The sequence below is a fragment of the Roseibium sp. genome, assembly GCF_965276855.1.
In the GTDB taxonomy this organism is placed as follows: Bacteria; Pseudomonadota; Alphaproteobacteria; order Rhizobiales; family Stappiaceae; genus Roseibium.
Genome location: NZ_OZ255700.1, coordinates 4,123,834 through 4,149,879 on the forward strand (window position 1 = coordinate 4,123,834; position 26,046 = coordinate 4,149,879).

General features: G+C 56.2%; 23 protein-coding genes. 20 read left to right on the forward strand and 3 right to left on the reverse strand.

All coding sequences use genetic code 11. The features are described 5' to 3' along the window. Positions 1-9 precede the first annotated feature (9 nt). The 17 genes from ACQY4Z_RS19000 (at position 10) to ACQY4Z_RS19080 (ending at position 19,868) form a co-directional block, all read left to right on the forward strand. Positions 10-1,206: a pyridoxal phosphate-dependent aminotransferase gene (locus ACQY4Z_RS19000; RefSeq protein WP_428523894.1), complete on the forward strand. Its 1,197-nt coding sequence runs from the start codon at positions 10-12 to the stop codon at positions 1,204-1,206. Then, on the forward strand, positions 1,197-2,810 hold the full coding sequence (locus tag ACQY4Z_RS19005) for a 5-guanidino-2-oxopentanoate decarboxylase (RefSeq protein ID WP_428523896.1): 1,614 nt from the start codon (positions 1,197-1,199) through the stop codon (positions 2,808-2,810). The genes ACQY4Z_RS19000 and ACQY4Z_RS19005 overlap by 10 nt, the downstream gene beginning before the upstream one ends. A 518-nt stretch (positions 2,811-3,328) precedes the next feature. Further along, complete coding sequence (locus tag ACQY4Z_RS19010) at positions 3,329-3,589, forward strand: DUF4212 domain-containing protein (protein ID WP_040450876.1); 261 nt, start codon at positions 3,329-3,331, stop codon at positions 3,587-3,589. 14 nt (positions 3,590-3,603) lie between these two features. After that, the gene (locus ACQY4Z_RS19015; protein ID WP_133946189.1) at positions 3,604-5,388 is read left to right on the forward strand and encodes a sodium:solute symporter family protein; all 1,785 of its coding nucleotides are present in this window, start codon (positions 3,604-3,606) and stop codon (positions 5,386-5,388) included. 104 nt (positions 5,389-5,492) lie between these two features. Beyond that, positions 5,493-7,322 carry a DUF294 nucleotidyltransferase-like domain-containing protein gene (locus ACQY4Z_RS19020; protein WP_428523899.1) on the forward strand — a complete coding sequence of 610 codons (1,830 nt, stop codon included), beginning with the start codon at positions 5,493-5,495 and terminating at the stop codon, positions 7,320-7,322. A gap of 52 nt (positions 7,323-7,374) precedes the next feature. Then, positions 7,375-7,896 carry a hypothetical protein gene (locus tag ACQY4Z_RS19025; protein WP_428523901.1) on the forward strand — a complete coding sequence of 174 codons (522 nt, stop codon included), beginning with the start codon at positions 7,375-7,377 and terminating at the stop codon, positions 7,894-7,896. After that, positions 7,893-9,308, forward strand: coding sequence for an exonuclease domain-containing protein (locus ACQY4Z_RS19030; protein WP_428523903.1), 1,416 nt, complete (start codon positions 7,893-7,895; stop codon positions 9,306-9,308). The genes ACQY4Z_RS19025 and ACQY4Z_RS19030 overlap by 4 nt, the downstream gene beginning before the upstream one ends. A gap of 392 nt (positions 9,309-9,700) precedes the next feature. Continuing rightward, positions 9,701-11,437: an ABC transporter substrate-binding protein gene (locus ACQY4Z_RS19035; protein ID WP_306148960.1), complete on the forward strand. Its 1,737-nt coding sequence runs from the start codon at positions 9,701-9,703 to the stop codon at positions 11,435-11,437. A gap of 126 nt (positions 11,438-11,563) precedes the next feature. Then, complete coding sequence (locus tag ACQY4Z_RS19040) at positions 11,564-12,628, forward strand: ABC transporter ATP-binding protein (protein ID WP_428523905.1); 1,065 nt, start codon at positions 11,564-11,566, stop codon at positions 12,626-12,628. 12 nt (positions 12,629-12,640) lie between these two features. Further along, positions 12,641-13,729, forward strand: a complete 1,089-nt coding sequence (locus ACQY4Z_RS19045; RefSeq protein ID WP_133946200.1) for an ABC transporter ATP-binding protein — start codon at positions 12,641-12,643, stop codon at positions 13,727-13,729. Continuing rightward, the gene (locus ACQY4Z_RS19050; RefSeq protein ID WP_428529609.1) at positions 13,726-14,595 is read left to right on the forward strand and encodes a carbohydrate ABC transporter permease; all 870 of its coding nucleotides are present in this window, start codon (positions 13,726-13,728) and stop codon (positions 14,593-14,595) included. Before ACQY4Z_RS19045 ends, ACQY4Z_RS19050 begins: the two co-directional genes overlap by 4 nt. Positions 14,596-14,606: 11 nt before the next feature. Further along, on the forward strand, positions 14,607-15,404 hold the full coding sequence (locus tag ACQY4Z_RS19055; protein WP_133946202.1) for a carbohydrate ABC transporter permease: 798 nt from the start codon (positions 14,607-14,609) through the stop codon (positions 15,402-15,404). Beyond that, a complete protein-coding gene (locus tag ACQY4Z_RS19060) occupies positions 15,401-15,682 on the forward strand; it encodes a DUF2160 domain-containing protein (protein WP_428523908.1) in 282 nt (93 codons plus the stop codon). Before ACQY4Z_RS19055 ends, ACQY4Z_RS19060 begins: the two co-directional genes overlap by 4 nt. Positions 15,683-15,782: 100 nt before the next feature. Then, on the forward strand, positions 15,783-16,178 hold the full coding sequence (locus tag ACQY4Z_RS19065; RefSeq protein ID WP_133946206.1) for a BlaI/MecI/CopY family transcriptional regulator: 396 nt from the start codon (positions 15,783-15,785) through the stop codon (positions 16,176-16,178). Further along, positions 16,165-17,319 carry a M56 family metallopeptidase gene (locus tag ACQY4Z_RS19070; RefSeq protein WP_428523910.1) on the forward strand — a complete coding sequence of 385 codons (1,155 nt, stop codon included), beginning with the start codon at positions 16,165-16,167 and terminating at the stop codon, positions 17,317-17,319. Before ACQY4Z_RS19065 ends, ACQY4Z_RS19070 begins: the two co-directional genes overlap by 14 nt. Before the next feature lie 199 nt (positions 17,320-17,518). Then, positions 17,519-18,118 carry an FMN-dependent NADH-azoreductase gene (locus ACQY4Z_RS19075; protein WP_428523912.1) on the forward strand — a complete coding sequence of 200 codons (600 nt, stop codon included), beginning with the start codon at positions 17,519-17,521 and terminating at the stop codon, positions 18,116-18,118. A gap of 607 nt (positions 18,119-18,725) precedes the next feature. After that, positions 18,726-19,868, forward strand: coding sequence for a DUF2336 domain-containing protein (locus tag ACQY4Z_RS19080; RefSeq protein ID WP_428523914.1), 1,143 nt, complete (start codon positions 18,726-18,728; stop codon positions 19,866-19,868). Positions 19,869-19,953: 85 nt separating this feature from the next. Here the strand turns inward: ACQY4Z_RS19080 and ACQY4Z_RS19085 are convergent, their stop codons facing one another. Continuing rightward, entirely contained in the window at positions 19,954-20,580 is a 627-nt protein-coding gene (locus tag ACQY4Z_RS19085) for a LysE family translocator (protein WP_428523916.1), read from the reverse strand. Between the two features lie 68 nt (positions 20,581-20,648). Between ACQY4Z_RS19085 and ACQY4Z_RS19090 the strand changes: the two genes are divergently transcribed. Continuing rightward, positions 20,649-21,434 (forward strand): extensin family protein, encoded by a 786-nt coding sequence (locus tag ACQY4Z_RS19090; RefSeq protein ID WP_428523918.1) that lies wholly within the window; start codon positions 20,649-20,651, stop codon positions 21,432-21,434. A 92-nt stretch (positions 21,435-21,526) separates the two neighbouring features. On the opposite strand, the gene ACQY4Z_RS19095 is transcribed toward ACQY4Z_RS19090, so the two are convergent. Then, the gene (locus ACQY4Z_RS19095) at positions 21,527-21,997 is read right to left on the reverse strand and encodes a BA14K family protein (RefSeq protein ID WP_209174282.1); all 471 of its coding nucleotides are present in this window, start codon (positions 21,995-21,997) and stop codon (positions 21,527-21,529) included. Between the two features lie 146 nt (positions 21,998-22,143). On the opposite strand from ACQY4Z_RS19095, the gene ACQY4Z_RS19100 reads away from it, so the two are divergent. Further along, positions 22,144-22,926, forward strand: coding sequence for a HugZ family protein (locus ACQY4Z_RS19100; protein WP_428523920.1), 783 nt, complete (start codon positions 22,144-22,146; stop codon positions 22,924-22,926). An 18-nt stretch (positions 22,927-22,944) separates the two neighbouring features. Here the strand turns inward: ACQY4Z_RS19100 and ACQY4Z_RS19105 are convergent, their stop codons facing one another. Continuing rightward, positions 22,945-24,699 (reverse strand): methyl-accepting chemotaxis protein, encoded by a 1,755-nt coding sequence (locus ACQY4Z_RS19105; RefSeq protein WP_428523921.1) that lies wholly within the window; start codon positions 24,697-24,699, stop codon positions 22,945-22,947. Positions 24,700-25,285: 586 nt separating this feature from the next. On the opposite strand from ACQY4Z_RS19105, the gene ACQY4Z_RS19110 reads away from it, so the two are divergent. Continuing rightward, positions 25,286-25,915: a DUF1062 domain-containing protein gene (locus ACQY4Z_RS19110; RefSeq protein WP_428523922.1), complete on the forward strand. Its 630-nt coding sequence runs from the start codon at positions 25,286-25,288 to the stop codon at positions 25,913-25,915. Positions 25,916-26,046: the final 131 nt, after the last annotated feature.

Consider the following 26,046-nt stretch of genomic DNA (forward strand, 5'->3'; position numbering starts at 1 on the left):
AGACCGACTATGCGTTATGCGTCGATCACCGACCGGTTGACCCATTTGGGATCCGGGAAATGGACAGTTCATCTGAAAGCTCGCGAGATGATGGATGCGGGCACACCGGTGATCGAGCTGACGATTGGCGAGCCGGACATCATGCCGGACAAAGCCCTCCTGGATGAAGCTGAACGGTCGATGCGGGCTGGCCGGATCCGGTATTCCAACGGGCGCGGCGAACCGAAGATCGTCGCCGCTTTGGTAGAAAAATACCGGCAGCGCCGGCCAAGCGTTACGGAGCGCAACATCCTTTGCTTTCCAGGAACACAGACAGCGCTTTTTGCGGTGATGCTGGGTCTTGTCGAGGGCGGGGATACGGTGCTTGTGCCGGATCCTTACTACGCAACCTATGAAGGCGTCATTGCTGCGACGGGCGCGGCTATGGTGCCGGTCCCCTTGCGTCCGGAAAACGGATTTCACCTCAAGCCGGAAGACCTTGAAGCAGCCGTAACACCCAATGCCCGGGTCCTGCTTCTCAATACGCCCCACAATCCGACCGGTGCGGCACTGACCGCAGATGAAATCGCGGCAATTGGTGAGGTGTGTCAGCGTCGCGACCTTTGGATTGTCTGTGATGAGGTCTATGAGAAGCTGATCTTTGAGCGCACCTTTGCTTCCCCCTTCGACATTGAGGCTCTGCAGGAACGAACGATTGCTGTTTCGTCGATTTCCAAGTCCCACGCAGCGCCCGGCTTCCGGTCTGGATGGGCGGTTGGCCCGGAGGAATTCTGTGACCGGTTGCTTGCTGTTTCCGAAACCATGCTCTTTGGCGGGCAACCGTTCATTGCGGATATGACGGCGATGGCCGTTTCCGGCGAGTTTGATACCGCTGAACGCATGCGAGAGAGCTACAAGCGGCGTGCCGAGATTTTGATGGAACATCTTGGCGGTCATGGTGCCTTGCGGCCTATGATGCCGGAAGCGGGCATGTTTCTGCTGGTTGATGTCAGCGGCACCGGGCTGGATGGTGAAACGTTTGCAACGCGCCTTCTGGAAGAAAAACACGTTGCCGTCATGCCAGGCGTCTCGTTTGGCGAACAGGCGGCCGGGTTCATTCGCCTCTCATTGACGGTCGCAGATGACACCTTGCGGGAAGCTGCCACGAGGATCGCGGCCTTCGCAGACGAGCTGGCGGCGAATACGGGATCGAAGAAATGGGCGTAGTTGAGAAAACTGTTGGCGAAGCCCTGATTGACCTTCTCGAGATCAACGGCGTTGACACTGTCTTTGGCATTCCAGGCGTTCATACAGTTGAGCTCTATCGCGGATTGGCCTCTTCTCCCATCCGTCACATCACCCCTCGGCATGAGCAAGGCGCTGGCTTTATGGCCGATGGGTACGCGCGTGTGACCGGCAAGCCCGGCGTTGCCTTGGTGATCACCGGGCCGGGACTGACGAACACCATCACCGCGATGGCGCAGGCCTATCAGGATTCGATCCCCATGCTGGTGATCTCCGGTGTGAACGCGCGGGACAGTCTCGGCCATGGCCGCGGCATGTTGCATGAATTGCCCGATCAGCGGGCCATGATGGCAACACTGGCCGTCATGTCGCATACGCTGCTTGATCCAAACGATCTTCCATCTGTTATGGAACGGGCCTTCTCTGTTCTGAAGTCCCGCCGGCCAGGTCCGGTTCACATCGAGATCCCGACCGATGTGATGCCGCAAAAGATCGCAATGGATACCTGGAAGCCAGTCATAGCCAGCGGCCCACGAGGAGCTGCAACAGAAGTCACTGACCTCGCGGCCAAGTGCCGGGCGGCGAAGCGGCCCGTGATCCTGTGTGGTGGTGGATCGATCTCGGCAGCGCAAGAGATTCAACAACTTGCCGAGACCTTGGATGCGCCATTGGTCACGACGGTGAACGCAAGAGGCATGTTTGCGGGCCATCCGCTGTCGGTTCCGGCAAGCCCGAGCTTGAAGGCCGTCCGCGCGCTTGTGTCGGACGCCGATCTGGTGATCGCGCTTGGCACGCAGATGGGTCAGACCGATTACGACATGTATGCCGATAACGGCTTCCCGGAACTTGAAAACCTGGTACGGGTCGACATTGATCCCGATCAGCTAGCCCGAGGACCATCAGCTGCGCTTTCACTCCTCTCCACCGTTGATCAGCTGGTGGCAGATCTGCTGGCCGCTCTTCACGATCACACCGGACGTGGTGATGGCGCGGCGCGGGCAAAATCCTGCCGTAAAGAGACCTTTGCCGCCCTCACTCCCAAGATGAAGGCAGAGATCGCGGTTCTTGAGACCATTCGCGATACGCTGCCGGGCTGCATCATCGTCGGTGATTCCACACAAGCCATCTATTCCGGCAATCTTTACTTCGAAGCTGGACAACCGAAGGGCTGGTTCAATGCCGCCACCGGCTTTGGCGCCCTTGGCTATGGTCCACCTGCCGCGGTGGGGGCGAGCCTTGGGGCTCCTGAAGTTCCAGTCGTTTGTATTGTCGGCGACGGTGGTATTCAGTTTTCTTTAGCCGAGATCGGATCGGCAAAAGACTGCGATGCAAATGTCATTTTCCTTGTTTGGAACAATGATGGATACGGTGAGATCCGCACCTTCATGGAGGACAGCGGGATTGTGCCTGAGGGCGTGACGCCATCTGCCCCGGATTTTATGAAAATCGCAGAAGGTTACGGCTTGCCGTCCGTGCGTTTAACCGACGTTTCGGAGCTTAATGATGCACTGGTCAATATGGCAAAGTTATCCGGTCCGGCATTGATTGAAATTCATGAAATCGAGACCCGGGGCGCCACCGCATAGGTGCCCCTTTTGCTCAACTGAGACAGGTCACACTTAACTGCTCAAAGCTGTTCTGCTGAAGCGTTCCGCATGCGTCAAGTTCTTATTTCTAAAGTGTAATTCGTTAGTCTAATAGACTTACGAAGCCCCTACTGAAGTATGGGCCTACGTAAGTAGTCTTGAGTATATTTTGCGTATCGATAGAAAACTAAACTCGCATTCCAGTGAAGTTCGGTGACGATCGTCACGATAGGTCAATAAGCAGTATGACCCCCGTTTTGAACGGGGTCACAGATTGAGGTCTAGGGAAGGGGGTTCCTCGGCCAAGTGCTGAGTGCGTGCCAAATGGAGAAAATCGGTTGTAAATAGTCATGGTACAGCTTTCCCGGACATCTCCGGAAATCGCTGTGTTCGTGCCCAGCCGCTCCACCGCCAGCATCCAGCATCCAGGCTCAAGGTTCCAGTTCAACAACACGCGATTGAGGCGCCGCGTTCGCCGGGGCGTTTGAACCTTAACAGGATCAAGTGGAGGAGACTGTATGTCCGAAAACTCATCCAATAACGAATATTGGTCCGCCAATATGCGCATCATCAAGATCAGCCTCGTCATCTGGGCGCTGGTCTCTTTCGGGTTTGGCATTTTGCTGCGCCCGCTGCTGAGCGGCATTCCCGTCGGCGGCACCGATCTGGGCTTCTGGTTTGCCCAGCAAGGTTCCATCCTCGTGTTCCTCGGGCTGATCTTCTTTTACGCCTGGCGCATGAACCAGCTCGATCGCGAGCATGGTGTGGACGAAGAATAAGGGCGGACTGAGATATGGATCAGTTTACGATAAATCTGCTGTTTGTGGGTGGCTCTTTCGCCCTCTACATCGGCATCGCGATCTGGGCCCGCGCAGGGTCTACATCTGAATTTTACGCCGCTGGCCGCGGTGTTCACCCGGTCACCAACGGAATGGCGACCGCAGCAGACTGGATGTCAGCTGCCTCGTTCATTTCCATGGCAGGCCTCATCGCCTTTACCGGCTACGACAACTCTTCGTTCCTGATGGGCTGGACCGGCGGCTACGTGCTGCTGGCGTTGCTGCTTGCGCCATACCTTCGCAAGTTCGGCAAGTTCACTGTGTCCGAATTCATCGGGGACCGGTTCTACAGCCAGACAGCTCGTATCGTTGCCGTTGTCTGCCTGATCGTTGCCTCGACAACCTACGTTATTGGTCAGATGACCGGCGTTGGGGTTGCCTTTGGCCGCTTCCTGGAAGTTGACAACACAACCGGTCTTCTGATCGGTGCGTGTGTCGTTTTCGCTTACGCGGTTTTCGGGGGCATGAAGGGCGTGACCTACACGCAGGTCGCTCAGTACTGCGTTCTGATCACGGCTTACACCATCCCGGCGATCTTCATTTCGCTGCAGCTGACCGGTAACCCGATCCCGGGTTTGGGTCTTTTCGGCAATGATGTTGCCAGCGGTGTGCCGCTGCTTGCCAAGCTGGACCAGGTGGTCACAGAACTTGGCTTTGCGTCCTACACGGCTCACCATGCCAATACGCTGAACATGGTTCTCTTCACATTGTCCCTGATGATCGGTACCGCGGGCCTGCCGCACGTGATCATGCGCTTCTTCACGGTTCCGAAGGTTTCCGATGCGCGCTGGTCTGCCGGTTGGACGCTTGTCTTCATTGCGCTTCTTTATCTGACAGCTCCGGCTGTGGGTGCGATGGCGCGTCTCAACATCACCGAAATGATGTGGCCGAATGGCGGTATCAATGGCGGCGCTGTTGCTGTGGAGCAGATCGAAAACGACTCGAAGTACGACTGGATGTCGACGTGGCAGAAAACCGGTCTTCTGGACTGGGAAGACAAGAACGGCGACGGCAAGATCCAGTACTACAACGACAAGAATGCTGATCTGCAAGCAGTTGCTGCGGAAAAGGGCTGGGAAGGCAACGAGCTGACCAAGTTCAACCGCGACATCCTTGTTCTTGCAAATCCGGAGATCGCCAACCTTCCAAGTTGGGTGATTGGTCTGGTGGCCGCGGGTGGTCTGGCAGCAGCGCTCTCGACGGCGGCCGGATTGTTGCTCGCGATCTCGTCAGCGGTCTCGCATGACTTGATCAAGGGGGCTTACAATCCAAATATCTCGGAGAAGGGCGAACTGTTGTCGGCACGAATAGCCATGGCGGTCGCGATTGTTGTGGCAACATATTTGGGCTTGAATCCACCCGGATTCGCGGCGCAGACGGTGGCCTTGGCCTTCGGGCTAGCGGCGGCCTCGATCTTCCCCGCCCTGATGATGGGCATCTTCACCAAGGTGAACAGCCGCGGCGCGGTTGCCGGGATGATCGCAGGTATCTCCGTCACGCTGATCTACATCTTCCTGCACAAGGGCTGGCTGTTCATTCCGGGCACCAACTCCTTCACAGATGCTGATCCGCTGCTCGGCCCGATCAAGTCCACGTCTTTCGGTGCAATTGGTGCCATGGTGAACTTCACCGTCGCCTACTTTGTCTCCAAGGCCTCGGATCCGATCCCGACGGAAATCGAAGAGCTCGTTCAGAGCGTTCGGATCCCGCGCGGAGCCGCTGCAGCTCAGGATCACTAACACTTGTCCGGGCCGCTGCTTGCGGCGGCCCGTTCAGTTACGATCTTGTCCTGCCCGGTTCCTACTGGGCAGGACTTTTTATTACCGGTTCAAAAGGCTGTGCCATGTCGCTGACATCCGATCAGATCCTGCAGTTCCTAAGATCGGTGCATCCTTATGATGCCCTGCCCGCCGATGTGCAAAGTGCCATCGTGGGGCAAATCGATGTCCGGGATCTGGAGCCGGGCACTTTGGTCTATGAATTCGGCAGCAGCATTCCGGGCCTTTTTATAATCTACGATGGCGCGATCGAAGTGCGGGACGAGCAGGGCGCTGTTCTCAGTTACCTCGGATCGAGAAACTCTTTCGGTGAGCGCGGACTGTTGAAAAATGGACTTGCGGTGACAACCGCGACCGCAGACACCGCCGCGACCTTGTTGGTCGTTCCTTCCGGGCTGTTCAAAGATCTCATTCGGGATCACCAACCTTTCGCCCGCTTCTTCGACAGGAGCCGGAAACCGCAAGCGCGGGAAAGAGACCTGGCAACCACGCAGGTTTCGACCTTTATGGCGGGCAAGCCAATCACATGCGCGGCGGATGACACCGTGCAATTGGCCGCAAAAAGAATGCGGGAGAACCATGTCTCCTCGCTTTGTGTGGTGAATTCCGATGACGCCTTGATCGGGATCGTCACCATTCGGGACCTTTCCGCGAAGATCCTTGCAGAGGGGCGGCCAATAGAGACACCCGTGGAAGCCGTGATGACGGCGGATCCGGTGACGCTGGCTCCGTCGTCGATTGGTTCCGATGTCTTGCACCTGATGATGGAACGCCGGATCGGTCATGTTCCGATTGTTGAAGGTGGGAAACTGGCCGGGATCGTAACGCAAACGGACCTGACCCGGTTTCAAGCTGTCAGTTCGGCCGAACTGGTCGGCGAAATCACAAATGCGGCGACGGCCGAAGAAATTGCAAAGGTGACAGCCAGGATCCCCAACCTCCTGGTCCAGCTGGTCGGCAGCGGCAACCGTCATGAAGTGGTGACCCGGTTGATCACCGACATTGCAGACACAACAACCCGGCGGCTGCTTGCTCTTGCCGAAGAGAAACTTGGTCCTGCTCCGGTTCCATATCTGTGGCTTGCGTGCGGATCACAGGGGCGGCAGGAACAAACCGGTGTGAGCGATCAGGACAATTGCCTGTTCCTGGATGACAGCATTACGGAAGAAGATCAGACCGGTTATTTTGCGGAACTTGCGAAGTTCGTCTGCGATGGTCTGAACACCTGCGGATATGTCTATTGTCCGGGTGACATGATGGCGACCAATCCGCGTTGGTGTCAGCCAGTCAAGGTCTGGAAAAGCTACTTTGAAGGCTGGATCGACAAGCCGGACCCGATGGCGCAAATGCTGAGTTCGGTGATGTTCGACCTGCGGCCGATCGGCGGGCATGTGCCGCTGTTCGCAAACCTTCAGGAGGAAACCCTGGAAGTCGCTGCCCGCAATTCAATTTTCGTGGCGCATATGATCAGCAATTCGCTAAAGCATACGCCGCCTCTTAATCTCCTGCGCGGCCTTGCAACGATCCGGTCCGGTGAAAACAAGAACACCCTGGATATGAAGCACAATGGCGTTGTGCCGGTGGTGGATCTCGGGCGGATCTATGCTCTGCGGGGTGAGATCAAGGCCGTCAACACACGAGCCCGGCTTGTCGAGGCCAAGGAGAAGGGGCAGTTGAGCCAATCCGGCGGCGGCGATCTGATCGACGCTTATGACCTGATCGCCGAAACGCGGCTCTTGCATCAGGTGGATTTGATCAAGCAGGGCTTGCCGCCGAACAACTTTATGCAACCCTCGATCTTGTCAGACTTCGAGCGCAGCCATTTGCGTGATGCCTTTGTTGTGGTCAAAACTATGCAGTCGTCGGCGGGGCAGGGCCGTGGCATGCTGAATTAAAAACACCGGACGAGGGGCTTGGCGTCTCATCGTTATCCGGATGGGGGAGTGAATGTTTGTTGAACTGATTGCAACGATTGTTGCCGGTATTGCTGCCGCAGGGCTTGTGATGCTGATCAACCGGGCGCTGGGCGGCCGGATGCCGAAGTGGCTTGCCCCCGTCATGGCGGGTGTTGCGATGCTCGCGACCACCATCTCTAGCGAATACGGCTGGTACGAACGAACCCGGGAAACGCTGCCAGAGGGTCTCGTCGTTGCGCAGACCGTTGAAAACCGGTCCTTCTACCGGCCCTGGACTTACGCCCTGCCTTATGTCGAGCGGTTTGTTGCGATCGACACCTTGTCGATCAAAACCCATGACGCCCAGCCGGGGATGAAACTCGCCGACGCCTATTACTTTGGCCGCTGGTCAACGGTGAACAAGTTGCCGGTGCTGACCGATTGTACCGAAACGCGCCGGGCGGCTCTCATTGATGCCGTTACATTTGAAGACAGTGGCACGATTGACGGGATCCAGTGGGTCCGGGTGCCGGAGAGCGATCCCATGGTTTCAACAATCTGTGGAGTGGGATGATGCTGACGTCACTCAGTTTGCGATTGCGGGTGTTTCTCATTTTCCTGGGAATGACCGCGGCTGTCTGGGTGGCGATTGGTCTTGCACTTTACATGGGATTGGGGCGCGCTGCAGAGACTGGTGTGGCCGGTGCTTTCACCTTCTCCGGAATCCTTCTGTTTTTTCTTTCTCTGGCGATCTTCACCGGATGCTGGTTTTTGTTCGACACCAATGTCGCCAAGCCGGTCGAACGCATTGCCGCGGCCATGCGGACAAGGGCGCATGCTGGTGTCGAGGTCTCTGTCGATCAAAAGGAAGCACGCTATCTCGGGGATCTGGGGCCGGCTGTTGCAGCCGTAACCGGCGAATTGTCGAAAGCGTCAGAGGATGCTGAGGGGATTGTCGCCGAAGAAACCGCGCGGCTCGCAGCGGAGCGGGCACATCTTGCTTTGCTGCTGACGGAAATCCCGGTTGCAATTGTTCTGGTCAGTCCGACCCATCAGATCATGCTCTATGACGGACAGGCGGCTGATGTTTTGAAACAGGTGCATGTTCCGCGCCTCAGCTCGTCCATCTACGACTATTTCACCGAAAGCGAACTGCGGCCGGGGTTTGAACAGCTGACCGAGGCCCGGCGGGAAGTGGATGTTGAGGTGCATGGAACAAAAGGCAATCTCTCGTTCCGGCTGCGCTTGAAGAAGCTAAGCGAAGCCTCCGGGTTCATGATCTTGATCGACAGCACGAACGCGCGCATAGCGCCTGAAGCTGCGCGCCCGTTGATCTATGACTTTGATCTAACCGAGCGCGATACTGAAAAGGCCATTGAAAACTGTTCCCTCAGCGAGCTCTCCTTCACGGTCTTCGATACCGAGACAACCGGTTTGATGCCGAACAAGGACGATATCGTGCAGATCGGAGCCGTTCGGGTCGTCAACGGACGCATGATTCCCGGCGAACGAATTGATCAATTGGTCAACCCCGGCCGGCCTATTCCTCCTGCTTCCAGTAAGGTGCACGGGATCTCGGACACCATGGTCGCCGATGCGCCCAAACCTCTGGAGGCGGTGGCGGACTTCCATGAATTCGCGCGCGAGTCGGTCATCGTTGCTCATAATGCGCCGTTCGATCTGGCGTTCCTGCACAAATACGGAAAAGTTGCCGGTCTTGAGTGGCCCCATCCGATTCTGGACACGGTGCTTTTGTCAGCGGTGGTGTTCGGCTCGAACGAGGTACACACGCTCGACGCATTGTGTGACAGGCTTTGCATAGAAATCCGGCCTGAAGTCCGCCACACCGCGCTTGGCGATGCGGAAGCCACCGCAGAAGCCCTTTGCAAGTTGCTGCCCATCCTCACGTCGAAGGGTTTTGAGACCTTTGGCGATGTCATCCAGGAAACCCGGAAGCACGGGCGCCTCCTGAAGGACATGAACTGATCCAGAAAATGCGCTGAAGAGGCAATCGAAGATCTGTCAGATGACTGGCAGATTATGCTGCGCCGCGTCATTTTTAGTTTCGTTTGCAGTGCGAATAGCGTCGATTAAATTTCAAATTTGTTTTCAACTTGGACAATTCGAAAGCAAATTTCGCTGGTTTTTTGTCAGATATGTGTCACAATTGCGCTGTTTCGGGTTTCGTTTCGTCTTAAATGTCGGAAAAGTCTAACGAGCCGAAATTGATAAATGTAATATTTTTCAATATCTTATATCCCAATAATCCCACTTAAACTATCTACTAAATTTTTAGTTTGACAATGCGGCTTCCCTGAGTCCAATTTATCACAGCCGGATAAATGTCGGCATAGATACTCTCATGGGAGGAAATAAAGATGCGCAAGTATCTTCTCTGCGCAGTTGCGGCCAGCGCCGTGATTGCAGGAGCAGGGTCTGCTTTTGCCGATGAGGCGGCAGCACAAAAGTGGATCGACCAGGAATTCCAGCCATCCGTTCTGACCAAGGATGAGCAGCTTGCAGAAATGCAGTGGTTCATTCAGGCCGCAGAACCGTTCAACGGCATGGAAATCAACGTTCTGTCCGAAGGCATTCCGACTCACTCTTACGAGTCCGAAGTTCTGACCAAAGCCTTTGAGGAAATCACCGGTATCAAGGTGAACCACCAGATTCTCGGCGAAGGTGAAGTGGTCCAGGCTGTTCAGACACAGATGCAGACCGGCCGGAACCTCTACGACGCTTATGTCAACGACTCCGATCTGATCGGCACGCACTCCCGTCTGCAGCTCGCCTACAACCTGACCGACTGGATGGCAGGCGACGCAAAAGACGTGACCAACCCTGGTCTCGATCTCGACGACTTCATGGGTATCCAGTTCACCACCGGTCCGGATGGCGATCTGTACCAGCTTCCCGACCAGCAGTTCGCGAACCTCTACTGGTTCCGTAAAGACTGGTTTGACCGTGAAGACCTGAAAAAGGCCTTCAAGGACAAGTACGGCTACGATCTCGGCGTTCCGGTCAACTGGTCCGCTTACGAAGACATCGCTGAGTTCTTCTCAAATGATGTCAAAGAAATCGACGGCGTCGCGATTTACGGTCACATGGACTATGGTAAGCGCGCTCCCGATCTCGGCTGGCGCATGACCGATGCATGGCTCTCCATGGCTGGTGCAGGCGACAAGGGCGAGCCGAACGGCGTTCCGGTTGACGAGTGGGGCATCCGCATGGAAGCCGGCACATGTAACCCGGTCGGTGCATCCGTGTCCCGCGGTGGTGCTGCAAACGGCCCGGCGGCTGTTTACGCGATCCGCAAGTGGGATGAGTGGCTGCGCAACTATGCGCCTCCAGGCGCTGCAAGCTTCGACTTCTACCAGTCTCTGCCGGCTCTGAGCCAGGGCAACGTTGCTCAGCAGATCTTCTGGTACACCGCGTTCACTGCGGACATGGTGAAGCCGAAGTCTGAAGGCAACAACACTGTGGACGACGAGGGTACCCCGCTGTGGCGTATGGCTCCGAGCCCACATGGTCCCTACTGGGAAAAAGGCCAGAAGGTCGGTTACCAGGACGTGGGTTCCTGGACTATCCTGAAGTCCACTCCGGTTGACCGCGCCAAAGCTGCATGGCTCTACGCTCAGTTCGTTGTTTCCAAAACAGTCGACACCAAGAAGAGCCACGTGGGTCTGACGTTCATCCGCGACAGCACCGTCAACCACGAGTCCTTCACCGAGCGTGCGCCGAAACTCGGCGGCTTGGTTGAGTTCTACCGCTCCCCGGATCGTGTTGCCTGGTCCCCGACCGGCGTCAACGTTCCGGATTATCCGAAGCTGGCGCAGATCTGGTGGCAGCAGATCGGTGACGTGAACTCCGGTGCCTTCACCCCGCAAGAGGCTATGGACCGCCTCGCGCAGGAAATGGACATCGTCATGTCCCGTATGCAGCAGGCTGATGAGCGTGCCAACGTCTACGGTGGTTGCGGACCGCGTCTGAATGAAGAGCGTGACGCAGAATACTGGCTGTCTCAGCCGGGTGCTCCGAAGGCCAAGCTCGCAAACGAGAAGCCGCAGGGCGAAACCGTCAACTACGATGAACTGGTTGCTCGCTGGCAGCAGTGATCACCTGATCTGACTTGACCAAAACATCGGACCGGGGCGTGTCCCCGGTCCTTCACCGATCCGAATGTGACAGGCGGCTGCGGCATAGAATTCGCGCTTGGGCCTGGACGGACGCGGGCAGCAAAAATGTCTTTACAACTTAAAAACGTCAGTAAGCGCGTGGGCTCCATCACCCATGTGAAGGAAACCACCTTGTCTCTCGAACCAGGGCATTTCAATGTTCTGCTCGGAGAAACCGGATCCGGCAAGACCTCGCTCATCAAGCTGATGGCGGGCCTCGATAGCCTCGCGACCGGTGAAATCCTTATCAATGGCAAGGACGTGTCCGGCCTGAGTGCGCAAAAGCGCAACATCAGCCTGGTTCACCAGTTTTTCGTCAACTACCCGCACATGACCGTGTTCGACAACATCGCCTCACCGCTCAAGATTGCCGGTGTCGCCAAGTCGGAGATCGCGGATCGCGTTGCAGAAGCTGCAAAGTTGATGAAGCTGGATCCTTACCTGCAACGCAATCCGCATGAGTTGTCCGGTGGGCAGCAGCAGCGGTGTGCTCTTGCACGCGCGATCGTCAAAGAAAGCGATGCGGTGTTCCTCGATGAACCGCTTGCCAACCTCGATTACAAACTTCGCGAAGAACTGCGCGACCAGCTTCCCGAGCTGTTTGCCGGACGCGGCGCCGTCGTTGTCTATGCAACTTCGGAACCTGAAGAAGCACTTCTTCTGGGCGGACGCACGGCCCTCATGACCGACGGTAACGTAGTGCAATTCGGCCCAACGGCAGAGATCTACCGGCAACCGAAAGATCTGGATGCCGCCAAGGTGTTCTCAAACCCACCGATCAACACGGCCGAGGTCTCCAAGCAAGGGAATGAGGTCATCTTGAACGACCAGACCCGCTGGACACTGTCGGGTGCTGCTGCCGGTCTTTCCGACGGCATTTACACACTGGCCATCCGGCCGCACCACGTCATGCCGGTCGAGACCGAACACAACACGGTGCGCCTTGAGGGCCACGTCCAGGTTACTGAGCTCAGTGGTTCTGAAAGCAGCGCGCACTTCGATATGGACGGCCAGTCCTGGGTGTCTTTGTCTCCAGGCGTGCATCCGTACTTCGTCGGTGAGGTCCACACGTTCTATCTGGATCCGAACCACTGTTTCTTCTTTGCCCCGAGTGGCGAGCTGGTGGCGTAAGGAGAGGACTTCATGGCACAAATCACGCTTTCAAATCTGCGTCACAGCTATCACCCCAATCCAAAGAGTGATGCTGACTATGCGCTGAAGAAGATCGACCTGACGTGGGAAGACGGCGGAGCCTATGCGCTTCTTGGGCCGTCCGGCTGCGGCAAGTCCACGCTTCTCAACATCATCTCCGGCCTGCTCGTTCCCTCGGAAGGTAAGATCCTTTTCGGCGATCAGGACGTGACATCTCTGCCGCCGGCGAAGCGCAACATCGCTCAGGTGTTCCAGTTCCCGGTCATCTACGACACGATGACCGTTTACGACAATCTGGCCTTCCCGTTGCGCAACCGGGGCCGCGACGAGGACATCGTCAAGCAGCGGGTCACCGCGATTGCCGAGATGCTTGAAGTCACGGACATGCTGAACACCCGTGCGGCGAACCTGTCACCGGACAACAAACAGAAAATCTCGATGGGCCGCGGTCTCGTTCGCCAGGACGTCAACGTCGTGATGTTCGATGAGCCGCTGACCGTGATCGATCCGCACCTGAAGTGGAAGCTCCGCTCAAAGCTGAAGGAACTCCACCAGAGGGTGAAGGCGACCATGATCTACGTGACGCACGATCAGACCGAAGCTCTGACGTTCGCGGACAAGGTCGTGGTAATGCAGGACGGTGAAATCGTTCAGATGGGCACCCCGGTCGAGTTGTTCGAGCGGCCTGCGCACACCTTCGTTGGACACTTCATCGGTTCTCCAGGCATGAACGTCCTGCCGTGTGATGTGAAAGGCGGCGCTGCCTTCTTCGGCGGTGAACAAGTGAGCCTTGAGGGTCCGGCCAAGGACGTCGCAGATGGCGGCGCTGAAGTCGGCATTCGTCCGGAATTTGTCTCCATTGCTTCCAATGGACAGGGTGTTGAAGCCGTGGTCCGCAAGGTTGCGGACGTTGGCCGTCACAAGGTGGTGGAAGCCATCGCTCATGACAGCCGCATTCACGCAATCCTGGAAGGGGAGGCGCCAAGCGCCGGTGAGGCCGTGAAGCTTCAGTTCAAACAATCCCAGACCCGTCTTTACAAGGACGGCTGGTTGGCCAGTTCCCCAGAGGAGGCTGCCTGATGAAAACGCAAAATCAACGCGCCTGGTTCTTTGTTCTCCCAGTTCTCGTTCTGGTGGCGTTCAACGCGCTCATCCCGATGATGACCGTGGTGAACTACTCCGTTCAGGAGACCTTTGGCGACAACCTGTTCTTCTGGGAAGGCCTTCGCTGGTTCCAGGAAGTTCTGCAGTCCGAACGCTTTCATAATGCGCTTGGCCGCCAGTTTTTCTTCACCTTCATGATCCTGATCATCGAGATCCCTCTTGGCATTGCGATCGCGCTTTCGATGCCGAAGAAGGGGCCTTGGGTTCCGGTCTGCCTGGTTCTGATGGCTCTGCCGATGCTGATCCCGTGGAACGTGGTCGGTGCGATGTGGAACATCTTCACCCTGCCGGATATCGGCCTTCTCGGGTACTTCCTGAACCACACTCTGGGCATTTCCTACGACATGACCCAGGATCCGGTTGCCGCCTGGGTGACGATCATCGTTATGGATGTCTGGCACTGGACGTCTTTGGTCGTGCTCCTGAGCTATGCCGGTCTGGTGTCCATTCCGAACGCCTACTATCAGGCTGCTGAGATCGATGGTGCGTCCAACTGGGCCGTGTTCCGCTTCATTCAGCTGCCGAAGATGAAAACGGTTCTGACGATCGCGATCCTGCTCCGCTTCATGGACAGCTTCAACATCTACACCGAACCGTTCGTCTTGACCGGTGGTGGTCCTGGCAACTCGACCACGCTTTTGTCCATCGATCTGGTGAAAATCGCCCTTGGTCAGTTCGACCTTGGTCCGGCTGCCGCCATGTCCCTCATCTACTTCGCCATCACGCTGCTGACCTCCTGGTTGTTCTACACGCTGATGACGAAAGACGACAACAAAGCTTGAGGAGAACCATCATGAGAATGAGAAATCTGGTTCCCATCCTGTACATCCTCTTCTTGATGTTGCCGATTTATTGGCTCGTCGCGATGAGTTTCAAAACCACCAACGAGATCCTTTCCGGGTTCTCCTTGTTCCCGCAGACCTGGACGTTCGAGAACTACATCGCGATCTTCACCGATCCGACATGGTACTGGGGCTACATCAACTCGATCATCTATGTGACACTCAACACGGTGATCTCGGTGTCTGTGGCTCTTCCGGCAGCGTATGCCTTCTCCCGCTACTCTTTCGTGGGCGACAAGCATCTGTTCTTCTGGTTGCTCACCAACCGGATGGCGCCGGCCGCCGTCTTCGCACTACCTTTCTTCCAGCTCTATTCCGCCGTTGGTTTGTTCGACACGCACTTGGCTGTTGCACTTGCGCACTGCCTGTTCAATGTGCCGCTGGCGGTCTGGATCCTGGAAGGGTTCATGAGCGGTGTACCGAAGGAACTGGACGAGACCGCATATGTGGACGGATACTCCTTCCCGCGGTTCTTCATGACGATCTTCCTGCCGGCCATCAAGTCCGGTGTGGGTGTCGCAGCTTTCTTCTGCTTCATGTTCTCCTGGGTGGAAATGCTTCTGTCCAAGACACTGACAGCGGTTGAGGCAAAGCCGATTGCCGCCGTCATGACACGGACGGCGTCGTCAGCCGGATATGAACTCGGGCTTTTGGCGGCCGCCGGGACGCTGACGATCATCCCGGGTGCGATCGTGATCTACTTTGTTCGTAACTACATTGCCAAGGGCTTTGCCCTGGGGAGGGTATGATGCTGGGATGGATGGCCTGGACCTGGCCGACGGCCCTGTTGTTTGTCGGCATCTTCAGCGCAATCGGGTTCCTGACGGTGCTCGAGCTGAAATTCCCTGGCGGGGCAGAACGCGTCGGCATTCTGCGCCTGACCACGACCCGCGGTGATCGCCTCTTCATCACGCTGCTTGGAACGGCCTATATCTTCCTGGCCTGGCTGGGTCTGGTCGGCATGCCGCTGTGGTGGCCGTTGGCAATCAGTATTGGCTGGGGTGTCTTCTGCTTCTGGAAGGTTTAGTGCCGGCTGGACGCAAAGATTAGACGTAGAAGTTTCACAAGAGATGGTGCAAAAATAGGGATGTTAAGTTCCATCCGAACCGCATGATTGCAGGACGAGAATGAGAAAGCGTAAAAGCAACGAGTTGCTCACCGAAGTCGAACTGGAGTTCATGACTGAACTCTGGAAGATCGGCGAAGGTTCCGTGCGGGATATCCTCGCATGTTTGCCGCCGGAGAGAAAACTTGCCTATACGTCCTGTGCAACGATCATGCGGATCCTGGATGAAAAGGGCTTCGTGGACAGCCGAAAAGATGGGAAGACACTGATCTATTCCCCGCGGCTCTCCAAAGATTCCTACCAGTCCCGTTCCTTGCGAAACTTGTCAGACAAGTTATTCGACGGGACGCCCGCCTCATTGGTGGCGCGTCTCGTCGACGACTACGATCTTTCGGAGAACGATCTGGAGGAAATAAGAGCGTTACTGGACAGGAGGAGGACAGATGACGCTACCTAACCAGATTTTCGATATCTACATCGACCTCAACATAACCTTCGCCATCACGGCGGTGGTTTGGCTGGTCGCGAAATTGGTCCTGGAGCGATTGGGCATCAAACTGGCCTATTCCGTTCAGCTCGGTCTGTTGAATGGCTTGTTTGTCATCACCGCACTCTCTCCGGGCGCCGTTGCCCTTTATCGTCACCTTCTGGATGCCGGTGTTGTTCCGGGCGCCATGTCCGTGAACCTGTCCGATATGGTCGTCTCGCAGTATTTGCGGGGCGGTATTGCCATTCCGGCGCAGGATTTCCAGTCTCTTTTGGGCCTGCGAGCACAGCTTTCTGCGGAAATCCTGTCCCTGACCTCTGTGCTCGGCGCAGGGATCGTGGCGGTGTTCCTTGCAGGCGTCACGTTTTTCGGGCTGAAACTCGCCAAGGGCTTCATTCAGCTGAACCGGGCTTTGGCCTCTTGTCATGTCTGGCGGGACCACGGCAAACTTCGGCTTTTGCTCTCCGACACAGCCGTTGTTCCGTATTCGGCCCGCGGACTGACCCGGAATTACGTGGTGCTGCCAAGCGAGCTTCTGACCCAGAGCGAAGATCTCAAGCTCGTCTTGAAACATGAGTTTGAGCATCTGCGGCAAGGGGATGTGACGTGGGAGATCGGCCTGGAACTCCTGCGCCCATTGTTTTTCTGGAACCCGTTCTTCTATATCTGGAAGTCCGAGGTCGAGCGGCTGCGTGAACTCGCTTGCGATCAGAAAGTCGCGGAGAACGCACAAGTGGATCTCAAATCCTATTGCATGTGTCTGTTGCGCGCAGCGAAAGCCGGGATCCAAAAGCGCGAAGCCTTTTTGAACCAAAACCGCTCCAGCGTCGCTGCCGTCGCGCTGATCGAGGTGCAGGACCGCTTGCTAAGGCGCTCGCCGTCCCAAAAGCTTCGCAGCCGCGTCGAAGCGTTGATGGAACAAGATCGCGCCAAGCCGCATACAGGGCTGATTGCCATGGTGATTGTTCCGATGGCAGCCGTGGTGTTCCTCACCGGGCTTGCCATCCAAAAGCCTGCGGACTGGAGCCAGGATCGCTTGATGCTGTCGGCGATCATTAATCTGGAGCGCCTTGAGACGATCAATTCCTTCGGAAAAGCGCCGTATCGGTAATCCGCCGGTTCTTTTGTGAAAGATCAGTATCCCCGGCCTGGTGCCGGGGATTTTGTATGACCACGACCGGGTCGATTGTTACGTGTCCTCGAATATACCGTTCACAATTTCATATATAGTCGATCTTTGATGAGTTTATTACCTCTTATTCATGAACAAACTGGCGATGTCCGCTGGCGACATGACTCTGGAGAGACCGATGAGCTTTGATGTTAAGACGATTCTGCATATTGACGCATCCGCACGCAAAACCGGCTCCGTAACGCGAGAGCTGACCGAAACGCTGGTCAAGTCGCTTGCCACGGCGAACCGGGATGCGAAGATCCTGACCCGGGATGTGTCTCAGGGGCTTCCCTTTATCGACGAAACCTGGGTGGGAGCGACATTTACGGATCCGGCTGAGCGCACGCCGGAGCAGCGATTGAAACTCGCCGTGTCCGATACGCTTGTTTCAGAGCTGAAGGCGGCGGACGTGGTTGTCATTGGTACACCGATTTACAATTTTTCGGTGCCTGCAGCTTTGAAAGCTTGGATTGACCAGGTCGCGCGCGCTCGGGAGACGTTCCAGTACACCGAGAACGGTCCTGTCGGTCTTTTGAAAGACAAAAAAGCGATCATAGCAGTGGCGTCCGGTGGTACACAGGCCGGGTCTGAAATAGACTTCGCGACAACCTACCTGAAGCACTTCCTCGGTTTCCTGGGCATCACTGATGTGACCGTGATCGCAGCGGATCAGTTGATGGTCAATCCGGACAAACGCGCGGATGCGATTTCGCTTGCGGAGCAACTGGCAGCCTAAGACGCGCAGCGTCCCGCTCCCAAACCCGAGAGACAATGAAAAAACCGGCGCGGCTTCTTAAGCCCACGCCGGTTTTCTATGTTGTACGCCCCCGTGAATCTCTTTTCACGTTGTCTGCAACGCAGTCACTCGCGCCCCTGCACTTTACATTTCGTGTTGCTCTTATGTGCAGGCGATCGGTGTTGCTTTGGTTGTTTTTTCTTTCCTCGTTGCAGATAAAAATTCCGGTCCAGCCTATTTTTGAAGCGCTTTAGCAGGCGCTACAATTCTATCTCCCTGCCGGACCAACCTCGAGATATCAGATCAGTCCCAGAACAATTGCAGCCAAAAACGCGAAGGCTGCAAAGAATGCGATCATGTTCAGGTTACGTACAAGAGTCATCTGTATTCCTCCCGTCACATCGGTCACAGCCGCCCACATTAATGCAGTCTTAACGAGAAGCGAAGGAAAAAAGATGCTGCATCGCAGCGCTCTCAGGTCCCGCAGGTTGCAAGCGAAGCAATTTCGTGAATGGGGCACCTAAAAACTCGGCATCCGAAGTAGTGGTCTATTAAGCCGGTCGCGGTACTCTATGCGGAACAACGCGTAGCGCGCTGCGGAGAGAGAATGACCGAATTGGCAAAGCTTGCTGATCTTGCAAAGGATTCAAGCACAGCAGGCCGCAAAAGCCTTATTGCAACGCTGACCGAGATGTTTCTGGCTGCAGGTGATGCTCGCGGCGAGAATACGGCATATCTGTTTGGGGATATTGCTCTCAAACTGTTGGGCGATTTGGAGGAAGACTCTCGGGCAGACCTCGCGCAACGGGTTTCAAAAGACGATTTTGCACCGCATCAACTGATGCTGGAATTGGCGAAGGACACCCTGGCCGTCGCAGCGCCGGTTCTTGAAAACTCACCTGTAATAAACTCTGAAGACCTGATTGAGATTGCATCTTCAGCGTCGATGGATCACCTCGAAGCGATTGCAGTGCGGGTACCGATCGAGGAGGCCGTCACGACCGTCCTTGTTGACCGGGGGGATGCCGGCGTTTTGTCGAAGGTCGCGGGCAACGAAGGTGCCGAGATCAACGATACGTCTTTCATGACGCTTGTCGACAAAGCAGGCCGCGACGAAGCCGTTCAGGCGGCATTGATCGGGCGGCCGGATTTGCCTCTGGAAGTGGGAAAGGTTCTCCTGCCGCTTCTTTCTGAAGAATTGCAAAAACAGGTGCTGGCGCTGGGCAAAGACAACCATCTGGCCCAAATGCTGACGCAGGCATCGAAGGAGCGGAAGAAGAGCCAGCTTGAAACCATTGAGCGGGCGAAACTTCAGGTGAATGCTCTCGTCAAGGACATCAAAAGCGGTCGCCAAATGGTTGACGAAGCTGTCCGTAAGTTTGCAAAGGCAGGCGAAGCGACGGAACTTGCCCTCCTGCTGGCCGGATTGAGCGATTTGCCGCCTGCAGCCGTATCTCAGTTGTTGTTCAGCGCGAACGACAAGCCGCTTGTCATCCTCTGCAAGGCACTCAATGTCAGGGCTGAAGCTTACAAGGACCTTCTGATGATGCGGGCGCAGCGGCTCAACATCGGTGGTATGGAACTGAACGATGCCATCCAGCGCTTCGGTCTCATGAGTGTTGATGGTGCGAAGAGGTCGCTGGAAGTTCTGCGTCAGTCCACTGAGCCCGCAGCACCGAAGCCTGAACCGGCAGCAAAGCCAACTCCAGCGAAGCCACCAAAGAAAGTGCCTTTTGCGGCGCACAGGTGAAATAACCTATCAGGACGATACCGGATCGTCCCGAATACCCTAGATCCAAGTGCCATAGTCTAACTCAGACGAGAGCAGAAACGCTCTAACTGGTCGACCGTTGCAACGTGGCCGTCATCGCCGCCGCTGAGATCAAAAATCCGCCACCGACTCGGTTGATCAGCCTCAGCAAAGACGGGCTGCGCAGTTTCTGGCCGACGGCTGCTGCGGCAAAGGCATAAACAGCGGCATTCACGATCCCAAGCACGACGAAGGTGGTGCCGAGCAGAAACAGCTGCGGGACGACGGGGGCCTGCGGTGCGATGAAGTGCGGCAGAAAGGCCATGAAGAAGACAATTCCCTTCGGGTTCAACGCCGTCACCACGTAAGCGTGCCAGAAGATCTTGCCGGCCGGGATGTCGGCAACGGTATGGGGCCCGAGAGCCGACGGGCGGCTGCGCCACATCTTCAGACCCAGCCAGACAAGATAAGCGGCACCGACCCATTTGAGCACTGTGAACGCCGTTGCAGAGGCGGCCAGCAACGCGCCCAGACCCAGAAGTGAAGCCGCGGCAGCCGTGGCGTCTCCAAGGCCCACACCCATCACGCTAGCCGCCGCGGATTTCCGACCTTGCGTCAACGCGTAGCTGACGACGAGCATGATCGTCGGGCCGGGGATGGCCAAAACGATGAGGGTTGCAGCGACATAAGCGAGATAAAGTTCAAGAGTCATTCTGGTACCAATCTTCTATCTGGTTTGCGACCATAGACCTCTGGACCGAAATCGACAATGATATCGGTGTGATCGTCGCAGCCGGATCTGACGAAATGCAGGCTTTGATCTTTTTGTTTTGTTTTTGCCTGCTTGCTGTCGGTGCACCAGCCTTTGGTCAGGAAGCTTCTCCTCCAGCTCCATCTTCAAAACCGCTCACGCCGGGCACTCAAGACCGGTTTGTTGAAGGTGTCGACCTGCCGAGGAAAAAGCCAGACGCCGAACTTGGTAAGCCTGTAGCCCCATCGGTCCGGAAGGTGACTGAGCAACTCTGCGAACTGCCGAGGGTAACATTTGTTCAACGCCCGGCGATCGAGACCGACAATGGTTGCGGATTTGAAAATGTTGTCGCCGTGACGAAAGTCGGTCTGAAAAGCGGAGATGAAATCTCCTTTCCAGGACCTGTCATGATCACATGCGAATTTGCACAGGTGGTGGCGGATTGGATCCGGCAAGATGTTCTCCCGGCTGCCCGCAATGAGCTGGGCATGGACGTCACCGGGCTCCTGACAGGACCAGGATATCAGTGCCGGCGCCGCAACAATCTCCCGGATGGGAAGCTTTCCGAGCACGCACTTGGCAAGGCGGTCGACGTATCCGGTTTCCGGTTGGCGAATGGGGAAATCATTTCGGTCATGAAAGACTGGCCAAAACCGGAGACAGCCCCGGGCAAGTTCCTAAGAGCGATCCACGCCGCAGCTTGCAAGCGCTTTACAACCGTGCTGGGTCCGGATGCCGATCCCAATCATGAGGCTCATTTTCATCTGGATACCGGCTGTCACGGCAAGGACTGTACGTACCTCATTTGCCAGTGATTAGCCGTAGTTGGCAAAAGAACCGCTGCAGCACCCCCTTGCCGGAGAGGTGCCGCAGCATGATTGATAGAACTGACTGTTCATTGTTTGGTTTACTGGCAGAATTTCTGAACACCGCTGTAGGTGGTGAACGTTCCGGTCGACGGATTGAATGACCTGTATTTCGACGAACAATAGTCGTACCAAGCTGGGCTCCAGGGCTGAAATCCGACCGGCCCGCTGACGTGACCCGGATAAGGGGCACGCGGGTAGGGATATGCCGGGCCACGCGGCGGACCTGCATAGGACGGCTTGTTGGTTGCCCCCAAAATGATGGCACCGGCAGCAAGTCCAATGACACCGGCAGCGATGGCCGCGCCAACGTTATTGTTGTTCTTGTGCTTATGGATATGTTTGTGCTTGTGGTAATGCCGGTTGTGTCCGCGGTGCGGGCGGTGCCCCTCATGCCAGCCGCCACCGTGGCGCCAGCCATCGCGCGGGCCTGCTTCTGCGGCAGATACCGCCGGCAACATTAGGGCGCCGGTGAGGGCAACGGCCAGGATGCGTTTAGCGAAGGTTTGCATCGATTTACTCTCCGTTTGGGGCGCGCCATTTGCGCTGCCGTGATCTGATGATGCAACATTGCCAAAAGCGCGCTGAACCGGTCCTGAGATAGCCGTTCATCTTGTGTTCAGATTTCTCAGGTTGTGTGTCCCAAGCAGGAGGCCGCATGGCAGATAGTCAGGAAAATCAATCAAATAACGAAAAATCGGTGATCCGGGACACGGATGACGAGGCTAGAAAACTGGCCAAAGAATTGATCCGGACCGCCCGCTTTGGCGCTTTGGCAGCCTTGGAACTTGAGACCGGATATCCCCTGGCGAGCCGGGTTGCCGTTGCAACAGATCTTGATGGAACGCCCGTGATCCTCACCAGCACTTTGTCCGGTCACACAAGTGCGATCCTCGCTAACCCCGCCTGTTCCTTGCTGGTTGGTGAACCGGGGAAGGGCGACCCGCTGGCCCACTCGAGGATTTCGCTGTTCTGCAAAGCGCGCCGTGTAGAGCGGGAAACTGATGAACATGCTCGTTTGCGCCGACGCTATCTCTCCCGTCACCCCAAGGCCGAGCTTTATGTCGACTTCGGAGATTTCTCGTTCTTTGCCCTGGATCTACAGCGGGCAAGCCTCAACGGGGGCTTTGGCAAGGCGTTTGAACTCGGCAAGGATGATCTTCTGACCGATGTTGCCGACGTGCAGGCCTGGTCGGCGATGGAAAGTGGCGCGGTCGATCACATGAACGAGGACCACCGCGACGCCATTAAACTCTATGCCGAAGTTCTCCTGAACGCCGAAGACGCCAATTGGCGGCTGGCATGCCTCGACCCCGAGGGGCTCGACATCGTGGCGGGTGACCGGATTGTGCGTTTGTGGTTTCAGGAGCGGCTCGCAGATCCCGCGCAGCTTCGGGAAGCCTTGGTTGCGTTGGCACTTCAGGCGCGCAATCAGGATTGAGCAGGGAGCTGGGCGGTCTCAAGCCGCCCTGAGATGCCCAAGAAAGTCCTCAAGGCTTGTTTGGACCGTGTTGATCTGAGTTGCGACGAGCTCAACACCGCCCACGACATCTTTCAGTTTTTCACCCGAGGCCTCGGCCGAGCGGTTCACCTGGGTAATGTTTTCCGAAATCTCCGTGCTGCCATGCGCCACTTCCGAGGCGTTCTTGGCAATCTCAGATGTCACCGCGTCCTGTTCTTCAATGGCTGAGGCAATGCCTGCAATCTTGTCGCGGACATCTGTCATGGACCGGACCACATCTTGGATGGAAACCGAGCAAGAAGCTGCCCCGGACTGGACACCGGTCAGCTGCGTGCCGATCTGCTCGGTTGCTTGGCCGGTTTGGGTGGCAAGGGCTTTGACTTCCGACGCAACGACCGCGAACCCTTTTCCGGCTTCGCCGGCTCGAGCTGCTTCGATCGTTGCATTCAAGGCCAGCAGGTTGGTTTGACCGGCAATGTCCGTGATGAGCTTAAGCACATCATTGATCTCACTTGCTGCAGCCGACAGGGACGAGACGGTTTCTTCCGAGGTTTCAGCTTGTTTGGAGGTCTGGTCCGTTGATGTGTTCGCTAAGGTCACCTGCCGGGCAATCTCCTGAATTGAAGCGGCAAGTTCTTCGGCGGCTGATGCGACAGACTGGACGCTGGCCGTGGATTGTTCAGCGGCTGCGGCGACCGTATGCGAGCGATTGATCGTATCGGAACTCATTTGAGCAAGATCATCCGCGTGCACCGATAGTTTTTGTAAGGCCGATTGAACTTCCGAGCAGCTGGTCATCATCACCCGCTCCAGTTCGTCCGCCAAACGCAAGCGTGTTTCCCTCCGTTCCTCAACAGCGCGCTCTTCTTCTTCGCGTGCTTGAGCCTGTAGCCGTTGCATTTCAATGGTGTTTTGCCGGAAGACTTCAAAAGCCTCGGCAACCGCGCCAATCTCGTCGCGCGACCTGACCTTGACTGAAACGTCGGTGTCGCCATTGGCCAGGCTTTTCAGGCCGTTGGAGACCTCCTTTAACGGCACGGCAATACCGAAACGCGCATAAAGGACCGAGCCGGTCACACAGAGACCAAGAGAGATGATGGCTGTCCAGATGATCTGCTGAAAGGCCTGTTTTTCATGGGTTTCTGCAGCCTTGGCCGCTGCCAGGGTAAATTGCTCGATTTCCTGAAGAAGGGCGATCAGCTCCCGGTCAAGACGCTCCTGTTCTTCCTCCAGGGTGAGGACAATCGCAGCTGCCGCGGCCAAGTCTTCTGCATCTATGTAATGCAGGACTTCGTCAACGTGTGACTTGTATTGGGCGTATTCGGCTTCGATCCGTTTGAGTTGATTGAGGGCACTTTCAAACTCTGCCCTTTCAATCTCCGAAGCGGCATTGTCCAGGGCATATTTTGCCAGATCCTCAGCCTTCAGGATTTCGTCAGCGACCTGGACCTCAAGTTTCAAAATTGCAGCTTTGACATCGCCAATTGCGTGTTTCTCTTCGCCAGCTTCCAGGCCGGAAAGCCGCATGAGACGTTCGACGAGGGCAGCTTGTTCCAGCTGATGGTTGGTGACGTGGCTGATCGCTGTGGTCAGCGGAATGTCTTTTTCGGCAATATTTGTAAGTTCCTTGCCGATCATGGCCATTTGATAAACAGATACAGCTGCCACCACAACGAGCCCAAAACAAAGAAAAGCGACCAGTCCAAGTATTTTCGTTGCAACCGTTGCGGATACCTGACGTGAAAGTGCCATCGCAGAATCTCCTGCGCCAATTGAAAAGAAGTTCCTTAAAACGCTACGTAAGTTTCCGTAGATTGATGCTGATCAGTTGAAGAAAGGGTAAATTTTATCGTTCAAAGAAAAAGTTTTACAATTTATGATAGAATTCACGGTGGCGAAACTACAAAAATTCAATCCTGTGAAAATAAGGTGGACGAGTTGCTGCCGTTGGGGTTTCTATGCAAACACCTGCGCTTCCGGTGGCAACGCCAAACCCAACGCTCCGCAATCGCGATCGAGTGCTGCGGTAAAGCGCAAGGTAACTCGCGCTTGCGTGCCACGTTCTCATGACTTAGGACGTCTTCAACGTTCATCTTAGGGACGATTTGTTTTGCCAATACGTTAACCGGTCTTCGATCCTTTTGCCGTGTGCGTCCGCACACGATCGTTTTGACACGTTCGTCAAACTGGCGGATCGGGACCGGTGTGGCTTGGCCAAACCGTATCTGATGTTTCGATACGCCATCTTTCCAACTTTACCAGCCAAATGACCGGGCGCGGCCTGCCGCGCGATGCCTGCCCCCCGTTTGCGAACTTCCGGAAGTGGAAGATCCCAAACATGTCGTCTCTTATCAGGGTTGAATGGACCCTTGTTTCTAAGGCGCGGTTGACCGTCGCACGTCCCTGTGGGCGGTGCGGTCAACTTCGTCAGTTTGCCTCGACAAATAAGTTCCGGCTCAATGCCAATGGAAGTCGTCTGGATGCCTGGCTTATTTATGCGTGCCAGTCCTGCGGCCATCGCTGGAACCGCGAGGTGATGAAACGGAAACCCGTCAGCGCCGTACCTTCGGACCTCTTGTCAGCATTGCAGGCAAACGACCGGGCGCTGGCAGAAGTATTGGCGGCCGACCCTGCAGGTCGCGCAGGTAGCCCGCACGAACCGCCTGAATTCGACCTGCAGATGCGGGTGGTCCAGAGTAGAGCTCAGGCCGACGGGAGAGCAGCAGTTCTGTGCATTCGAAATCCGGGCAGGGTTCCGGTTCGTCTTGACCGGATTTTGTCTGCCGGGTTGGGCCTGCCGAGGCGCGATATCAAATGCCTTGTCAAAAGTGGTGACCTGACGGTTCCTGGAGGATCTCGGAACACGTTTCGCAAAGCCTTGCCGCCGTATCTGGAGTTAATGATCAACACCGAGGACCATCCTTTGATTGATGCCTTGTTCGCAGGATGCAGCAAGGCATCAGGCTAAGTCTCGGGTTCTGACAGGTGTCTGCAGGGGTATATAAAAGAACAAGGCCGCCCGTGGGGGCGGCCTTCGACGCTTGCGGTTTACCCGCGCCATACGCCAACCGGGAAACGGCTGGCAGTGTCTTGCCTCTT